Source organism: Streptomyces sp. 130 (genome assembly GCF_007096885.1).
In the GTDB taxonomy this organism is placed as follows: domain Bacteria; phylum Actinomycetota; class Actinomycetes; order Streptomycetales; family Streptomycetaceae; genus Streptomyces.
Genome location: NZ_VJNO01000018.1, coordinates 121,365 through 128,373 on the forward strand (window position 1 = coordinate 121,365; position 7,009 = coordinate 128,373).

General features: G+C 75.4%; 3 protein-coding genes. 1 reads left to right on the top strand and 2 read right to left on the bottom strand.

Features of this window, described 5'->3' with window-relative positions; all coding sequences use genetic code 11:
- Positions 1–7 precede the first annotated feature (7 nt).
- Both FKN01_RS17710 and FKN01_RS17715 read right to left on the bottom strand, forming a co-directional pair.
- Positions 8–2,458, bottom strand: a complete 2,451-nt coding sequence (locus FKN01_RS17710) for a GTPase-associated protein 1-related protein (protein ID WP_143621636.1) — start codon at positions 2,456–2,458, stop codon at positions 8–10.
- A gap of 192 nt (positions 2,459–2,650) precedes the next feature.
- Positions 2,651–3,640: a transcriptional regulator gene (locus FKN01_RS17715; protein WP_260696935.1), complete on the bottom strand. Its 990-nt coding sequence runs from the start codon at positions 3,638–3,640 to the stop codon at positions 2,651–2,653.
- A 270-nt stretch (positions 3,641–3,910) separates the two neighbouring features.
- Between FKN01_RS17715 and FKN01_RS17720 the strand changes: the two genes are divergently transcribed.
- Entirely contained in the window at positions 3,911–6,901 is a 2,991-nt protein-coding gene (locus tag FKN01_RS17720) for a S8 family serine peptidase (protein WP_260696936.1), read from the top strand.
- The last annotated feature ends 108 nt before the right edge of the window (positions 6,902–7,009 follow it).

Here is a 7,009-nt window from a genome sequence, read left to right on the forward strand (position 1 = left end):
GCGGAACTCAGGCCCGCCGCACCCGCCCCGCGATGCGGCGGCCCAGGCGGCCCAGGGTGCGGCGGTCGCGGCGGTGCCAGTCGCGGAAGGCGTCCGCCCGGCCGCTGCTGCCCGTCCGGCCGACCGCGTCCGCCACCGCCGCGACCCGGTCGGCGGGCAGCCCCCGCACCACGGGGCGCAGCACCTCGTCGAGGAGCCCGGCGGCGGCCTCGGTCCACACCCGGCCGGCGTGCGGGTGGGCCGTCCACACGGTGAAGCAGTCGGCCGCGTAGGCCGGGTCGGCGGCCAGCCGGGCCCGGACGCCGTCCCCGCGCGCGGTCCGGGCGTAGGCGGCGATCAGGTCCGCGTCCCCGCTCCGCACCAGGGCGTAGAGCTCGTCGTCGGGCCGCTCCGGCGCCAGCAGCCGCCCGGCCACCGCGTCGCACGCCTGCCCGAGCACGCCCGGCTCCACGGGCTCCGCCTCCGCGCGCAGCGCCCGCACCCGCTCGGCCCACTCCGGCTCCGCCGCGCCCGAGCGCACCTCGCGGGCGAACTCCAGCAGCTGGAGCGCCGCGCGCACCCGGCCCCCGGTCTCCCGGGGGAAGCCGCGCAGCAGGTCGTGGGCCAGCTCCGGGGCCGCCGCGTCGTCGGGGCCGGCCGCGAGTGCGGCGGCCACCAGGAGCGACCAGGTGCCGGCCGCCCGGTGCGCGTCCGAGGTCGCCGCCTCCAGCAGCTGCCGGGCCTCGGCGGCCGTCGGCGCCTCCTCGTCCCACACCAGGCCCACCCCGGTCCGCAGCACCAGCGGCTCCGCGAAGGGGGAGACCCCGCCGGCCCGCAGGGTGCGCTGGAGCGTCGCGACCCGGTCGCCGCCGCAGCCGGCCCTGGCCTCCGGCGCCCCGGCGCACATCCGCAGGTGCGGCAGCGCCTGCGTGCCGGTGAACGGCAGCGGCACCCGGCTCAGCAGCCGCGCCACCTCGGCCGGATGGTCCGGTGCGATCCGGTCGAGCGCGCCGAGCAGCGCCGTACGCACATCGAACTGCTCGTCCATCAGCTCGAGCAGCGCCGGCGCCCAGCCCGGGGCGCCCTCTTCGCCGCCGGTCAGCAGCGCGGGCGCCAGCCGGTCCACCACCAAGGGCAGCAGCCCGGCGCAGTCCACCCCGAGCAGCCGGGCCACCCGCAGCAGCTGCACCGTGCGGGCCACGTCCAGGCCGACGCCCGCGCCACCCAGCTCGGTCAGGATCTCCGGCCCGAGCACCCCGGCGACGGCCGCGCCCTCCGGGCCGCTGAAGGCGGTGCGGCCGGGCAGCTCCAGCGAGCCGTTGCCGCCGCGCACCGCCTCCGTCACCAGCATCGCGGCGAGCGGGGCGGTGGCCGTGGCCGGGGCGCGGCCGTCGAGTGCCGCGAACAGCCGCCCGGCAGCGTCGAATTCGGGTCCGGAGCGGTCGTCGGTCCCGGGCGAGGTCAGCGCCTCGACCAGCAGGCGGGTCCGGGTCCCGTCCAGGGCGTACGGCCGCTCGGCGGCCCAGTCGGCGGCTGCCGCGCGCTCCTCGGTGCCGAGCGGTATGCCGGCGCACAGGGCCGTCACCGCCAGCGGGCCCGCCGCGAACGGCTCCCCGGGCAGCGCGGCGGCCTCCCGGAACAGCTCCGGCGCCCGGCCGCGCCAGATCCGGGCCGCGGTCTCGGCCCAGGTGTCGCCGACGGGCCCCTCCGGGCGGGGGCCGGTGCACACGTGCACGCGCAGTCCGGAGTCCGCCAGGTCCTCGGCGTCCTCCGGCAGCACCCCGACCACCCGGCCGGCCGCCTCGCGGGGGCGGCGGGTGTACGTGGTGAAGGTCAGCTGCTCGGCGAGCCCGTCCGGCAGGGCGAGCCCGGCCAGCGCGATCCACCGGGCGACGTCCGCGCTCTGCCGCTCGACGAGGACGACCCGCTCCGGTCCGTCCGGTCCGTGCAGGCGGCGCAGGTCGGACAGCACCCCGGCGAGCCAGGGGCCGCGGGAGACGGCGAAGTCGTTGAGCGCCTCGCGCTCGCGGGCCTCGTGGCCGGCCGGGGCGGGCGGCGCGGCGAGCGGGTCGGGCAGCGGCCGGTCCGGGGTGGCGGCGGCCCAGCGGGCGGACCGGCAGGCGGTGAGCGGCAGGGTCCCCCCGGGGAGCCGGGTGCCGGAGGGGAGGTGGACGGCGTGGGCGTGGAAGCGGACGGCGGAGGTGCGGGGGGAGCGCACCGGGACGGTCCGGGCCAGCAGGCCGCTGCCGTCGGAGAGCAGGCTGAAGCTGTACGCCTCGGGCAGGGCGCGCAGGGCGGCGTCCGTGAGCCGGTCCGGGGTGCCGCGCGGCGCCTCGTACGCCAGCAGCGGCCCCGCCTCGGACAGCACGGAGGCGGGTATCGAGGCGTCGACGGAGGTGAAGCGGGCGGCGGCCGGCCCGTCCTCGCCGGTCCCGTCCCCGTCCGCCGCGGAGGTGTAGTGCAACTGCGCGAGGCTCATGCGTCGGCTCTCTTCGTCCCTGCCTGAAGATTCCCCTGCCACCCGCACCCGCCCCCGCGGTGGCAGCGCCGTCCCGGCCGAGAGCGGCGACCCCGGCGGGGAGTGCTCCGCAGTCGCTGGGGCGACGCTATCAAGGACCGGGCCGCCCGACGCCGTGAAGCCCGGGCATCTCCTCACCGGCCCCGCCGGGTCTCACACCCAGCCGCGCTCGCGGGCCCGCACCCCCGCCTGGAACCGCGTACTCGCGTCCAGGCTCTGCATCAGCGCCGCCACCCGCCGCGTCGCCGTGCGCACACTGACCCCCAACTGCCGTGCGATCGCCTGGTCCTTGAAACCGGCGTGCAGCAGCCGTACGAGCACCAGCTCCTCCTCGCTGGGCCCTTCCGCCACGTCGTCCACCCGCTCGACGAGCAAGGGCTCGGCGCGTTCCCAGTACGCCTCGAACAGCTCCACCAGCCCGTCCAGCAGCCCCGACGGGTGCACGAGGACGATGGACTCCTTGCTTCCCCCGGTCAGCGGCACCATCGCCACCTTCCGGTCCACGATCCGTGCCTTGAAAGGCAGATGGCGCAGCAGCCTCGACTGCTCGCCGAGAGCCGCGAGGTTGAGGATCGTCTCCAGCCGGCCGGGCGGCTCGATCGACTCCAGGCAGTACACGCCCCGGATGTCCACCCCGCGCTCCAGCAACTCCCGGGTGGAGGCCGTCTCCTGCTCGTGGAAGTGCGGCTGACCCACCGCCTCCAGGTACGGCGGCTTGTCCAGCGTCCACAGGTGGGTGGTGACGGAGCGGTTCACCTCGTCGACGCGTCTCGCGATCGTCTCCCGGTCCGAGAGCACCTCCACCAGGGCGTCCGGGTCGGAACTCAACTGCCCCGCGCGGTGCAGGCGGTGGAGGTCGGCCAGCTCCGACTCCACCTCGCCGAACATCGTCTCCGCCTCCGAGCGCCGCCGGTCCAGCAGCGCCGACAGCGCCGACCGCGGGCTCACCGCCTCCCACCGGCCCCGCCCCACCCGGCGGACCAGGCCCAGACCGGCCAGACGCTTCAACGCCTGCCCCGTACGGGCCACTCCGGCCCCCGCGCTCTGCGCGAGATCACGCACCGCGCACTGCGGCCCCGACAACACCGCCCGGTACACGCCCTCGTCGAACGCGTTCACGCCCACCGCTTCCAGCACAGCCATCCCTCCCTGCCACACGAGAGGGGCCGCCCGGCGCACCCACGGCCCGTTCCGGCCGACCGGTCCCCGCATGTGGCGCGTTTGGTCACCACGCCAAAGACGCCATCAGATTATCTGGACAGCGGGTGATCGCACAGCGTTCACTCATCCCGTACCGCACGTCATTCACCCCAGGTGAGGAGCGGTACGCCGTCTTCCCGCCCCCGGCGCACGCCGCAGGCGAGCACCCACGCTCGCCCCTCCGGCATGCGCGGAATTCCGTGAGGAGAGCCCGTGTCACCCCAGTCACGAAGAGCGTCCCGGACCCCACGAGCGGTCATCGGCGCCCTGCTCACCACCGGCCTCGCCGCTCTCAGCCTCCCCCTCGCCACCCCCGTCGCCGCCACCCCCGCCGCCCAGCCGCCCGCCCCCTCCGTCACCGGCACCTACCTGGTGACCCTCGCCGACCAGCCCCTCGCCACCTACGACGGCGGCGTCGACGGCCTTTCCGCCACGAAGCCCGCCCAGGGCGGCAAGCTCGATGTCACCTCGGCCGCCGCCAAGCGCTACCGCACCCACCTGACCGACGAGCAGACCCATGTCGCCAAGAAGGTGGGCGCCACCGTCCGGCAGCACTACGCGGTCACCACCAACACCTTCAGCGCCCGGCTCGACGCCCGCCAACTCCTCCGGCTGGCACGCACCGAGGGCGTCGTCCACATCGCCCCCGACCGGTTCCACCACGCCACCGACGACCGGAACTCCACCGACTTCCTCGGCCTCTCCGGCCGCAAGGGGCTCTGGAACGCCCTCGGCGGAACCGCCGAAGCCGGCAAGGGCATCGTCATCGGCGACATCGACACGGGAATCTGGCCCGAGAGCGCCTCGTTCGACGCGCCGGCCCTCACCTCCCGGAAGCCCTCCGGGAAGGACCGCTACCGCCCCTACCTCGACGGCACCACCACCGTCATGCACAAGGCCGACGGCGGCACCTTCAAGGGCACCTGCCAGAGCGGCGACGACTTCACCGCGGCCGACTGCAACGAGAAGATCATCAGCGCCCGCTACTTCGGCGACTCCTGGCTCCGGACCGTTCCCGAGTCCAACCGCGCCGGCTACGTCTCACCCCGGGACAGTCAGGGCCACGGCACCCACACCGCGTCGACCGCCGCCGGCAACGCCGGCGTCCGCGCCACGGTCGGCGGCGAGGACCTCGGAACCGTCTCCGGCGTGGCCCCCGCGGCCTCCATCGCCGTCTACAAGGCCCTCTGGCAGAGCAGGAACGGCGCTCAGGACGGCGGTCTGACCAGCGACCTCGTCGCCGCCATCGACCAGGCCGTCGCCGACGGAGTGGACGTCATCAACTACTCCCTCGGCGGCATGTACGAGAGCGGCTACGACGAGCCGACCCAGGTCGCGCTCCGCAACGCCGCCGCGGCCGGGGTCTTCGTGGCCACCGCCGGAGGCAACGCCGGCCCCGGGGCGTCGACCCTCGACAACACCGCCCCCTGGACCACCACGGTCGCCGCCGGCACCATCGCGTCCCCCACCGGCACGGTCACCCTCGGCAACGACAAGAGCTACACCGGCGTCAGCACCACCGTGCACCGGGCCGTCGGACCCGCGCCCCTCGTGCTGGGTTCCGCGGTCAGGGTCACCGGCGCCGACGCCACCGACGCCGGCTACTGCGTCGCGGGCACCCTGGACCCCGCCCGCGCCGCGGGGAAGATCGTCGTCTGCGACCGCGGCGTCAACGGCCGCGTCGACAAGTCCGCCGAGGTCAAGCGCGCCGGCGGCATCGGGGTGGTCCTCGTCAACACCCGCGACCAGAGTACGGACGGCGACCTGCACAGCCTCCCGGTCGTCCACATCAACACCCCGGACGCCAACGACGTCCGCGCCTACGCCGCCACGGACGGAGCGACCGCGGCCCTCGCGGAGGGCGGCACCCCGGACGTCTACCCGCAGGTGACCGGCTTCTCCTCGCGCGGTCCCTCGCTCATCGGCAACGGTGACCTGCTCAAGCCCGACATCACCGCGCCCGGCGCCACGATCCTCGCGGCCGTGTCCCCCGTCGGCAACAACGGTCACGACTTCGACTACTACTCCGGCACCTCCATGGCCACCCCGCACATCGCCGGCCTGGCCGCGCTCTACCTCTCCGAGCACCCCACGTGGTCCCCGATGAGCATCAAGTCGGCCATGATGACCACCGCCACCCCCACGAAGACCGCCGACGGCGCGGACAGCCGCGACGCCTTCGCGCAGGGCGCCGGCGAGGTCGACGCCCGGGCCATGCTGCGGCCCGGACTCGTCTACGACTCGGGCGAGCGGGACTGGCTCGCGTACCTCGAAGGCGTCGGTGTGGACACCGGGACCGGAACCGAGGCCGTGGACCCGAGCGACCTTAACTACCCCTCCATCGCGATCGGTGACCTCTTCGACAAGCAGACCGTCACCCGCACCGTCACCGCGACCGAGGCCGGAACCTACCGCGCCCGGGTCGATCTCCCCGGCGTCAAGGCCACCGTCCGCCCGCCCGTGCTGCACTTCAGCCACCCCGGCCAGAAGCGCACCTTCACCGTCACCCTCGACGTGACGACCGCTCAGGCGGGACGCCCCGACACCGGCTCCCTCACCTGGACCTCCGGCCGCACCACCGTCCGCAGCCCGATCGTCGTCACCCCGCAGAGCGTTCGCGCCCCCGCGGAGATCAAGGGCTCCGGAGCCGCCGGCAGGACCACCTTCCCGGTCACCTCGGCCACCGGCACCCTGACGGCCACCGCCTACGGACCGGTCTCCTCACCCGTCACCGAGGGCACCCTGACCGGGACGCAGGAGATCGACTACGACGTGAAGATCCCGGCCGGCACCAAGGCGTCGCAGATCACCGTCCACTTCGACATACCGGAGGGCGGCATCGCGGGCCTGGTCTGGGGCCCGAAGGTCGACGGGGTCGTCGACGAAGCCCAGTTCGCCCTGCCCGACAGCGACGGGACGTCCACCATCACCCTGCCGCGGCCGACGGCCGGGGAGATCTTCGTGGCGGTGCTCGCCGTCGGTGCCACCGAGGACGCCGTCACCCCGTACACCTACCAGGTGAACAACGTCACCGAGGACGCCCCCGTCACCGGCAAGGTCACGGTCACGCCCGACCGGGCCCGGGTCACCCCCGGCACCCCGACCGACCTGACCGCGAGCTGGTCCGGTGTCCCGGCCGGCTCCCGGTCCCACACCTGGATCGAGTACGCCAACGGGGCCGGCACCCTGCTGACCCTCAACTGAACCCGGCGCACCGAAGCGGGGGCGGCCCCCCCCCGCGGGGGCCCCCCCCCCCCGGGGGCCGGCCGGGGGCGCGGGCACCCCGGGGGGGGCCGGGGCCCCCCCGGCCCC